Source organism: Butyrivibrio sp. WCD3002 (genome assembly GCF_000424265.1).
Taxonomy (GTDB): Bacteria; Bacillota; Clostridia; order Lachnospirales; family Lachnospiraceae; genus Butyrivibrio.
Genome location: NZ_KE384154.1, coordinates 30,472 through 31,879 on the forward strand (window position 1 = coordinate 30,472; position 1,408 = coordinate 31,879).

At 39.1% G+C, this 1,408-nt stretch carries 1 protein-coding gene; it reads left to right on the forward strand.

Translation table 11 applies throughout. The annotated features are described in order from the left end of the window. Nucleotides 1–304: 304 nt before the first annotated feature. On the forward strand, nt 305–1,297 hold the full coding sequence (locus tag G608_RS0117900; protein ID WP_026497127.1) for an Rpn family recombination-promoting nuclease/putative transposase: 993 nt from the start codon (nt 305–307) through the stop codon (nt 1,295–1,297). Nucleotides 1,298–1,408 lie beyond the last annotated feature (111 nt).

Here is a 1,408-nt window from a genome sequence, read left to right on the forward strand (position 1 = left end):
GGCTTGCTGTCCTGCTTCCGACGAGGACGGGTCTGGGCAGAGCCCAGTTAAAGGGTCAAGGGACTGGTCCCTTGCAGGTTCTTAGGGCGGAGCCCTAAGCCTCGATAACATTGAATATTTTAAAATTCTTAAGATTCCTAAGTTTTCCTTAAGGTTTTCTTAATTCGCTTTTCTTTCCGATCTTGTTTTGATATATTCTTTCATGCAGTCAATTTCTGTGACTCGCATTTCATTTGGCGTATTGCCAATTTCCCCAAACTTTACCGGTATTGTTAAGTTTTAAAATTAGTTAGGAAGGAAAAGAATGAACGAAACAAAAGAAAATATTAAAAACGTAATTAGTTATGAGAATGCCACCGGTCCGATAGAGTTTCCTCTGACAAGTGACATTGTATTCCATTACATTATGCAGAATTCAGAAAAGGCTTTGACTGGTCTAATCTGTGCTTTGAAAGGAATCACCCCTGCAGATGTAAAAAAGGTTTTGGTTAAAAACCCTATTAGTCTAAATAATCTCACCAAAGAGACAGTTTTAGATCTTCTGCTTACCCTTAATAACAACGAAACCATGAATATAGAAGTTCAGGTATATGAAGATAAGTACTGGATTTCAAGGTCGATTCTGTATCTATGCAGAGCATATGATAATCTTAAGGGTGGTGATAACTATTCACTTCTTAAATCCACTATGCATTACTGCATAACTGATCAGAATCTTCTCCCGAATAATAATGAGTTTTACTCACATTATCGTCTGCTAAACTCTAAAAATCATGCTCCTTACACTGATAAATTTGGAATAAACGTGCTACAATTAAATCATATAGACAAAGCAACTGAGGATGACATCTCTAACAATCTAGTTTATTGGGCAAAGTTATTCAAAGCTAATACGTGGGGCGCTGGACATCCGGGGGATGTCCGTTTAGCGCCGACCGGAACGGAGTGTAGACAATTTAAGGCTCTTGCCAAGGATAATCCAGCAATTGAGGAGGTAGGCAATATGATTCTTGAACTTAATACAGATGATGTCACAAGAGAAATGCTAGAAGGCCAGCGCCGTTACAGGGAAATGTTCGACACTCAGTATGTCGCCGGATATACGGACGCTGAGGAGAAGCTTAATCCAATCATTGCAGACAGAGAAGCTACTATAGCTGAACAAAGTGCCGCTCTCGCTGATAAAGATGTTACTATTGCTAATAAAGATGCCACCATTGCTGACAAAGATGCCACCATTGCTGATATAGAATCCCAATTGCAAAAGTACAAACAGAAATATGGTGATTTAAGCTGATTCTATGGACTCTAACCTGGTACCGTGTACTCCGAACTTACGTTGGCTGTTTCATGATCAATATGTTCTTCATAGTATTTCATTATAATGTCATAGTGCCAGCTGACTTCA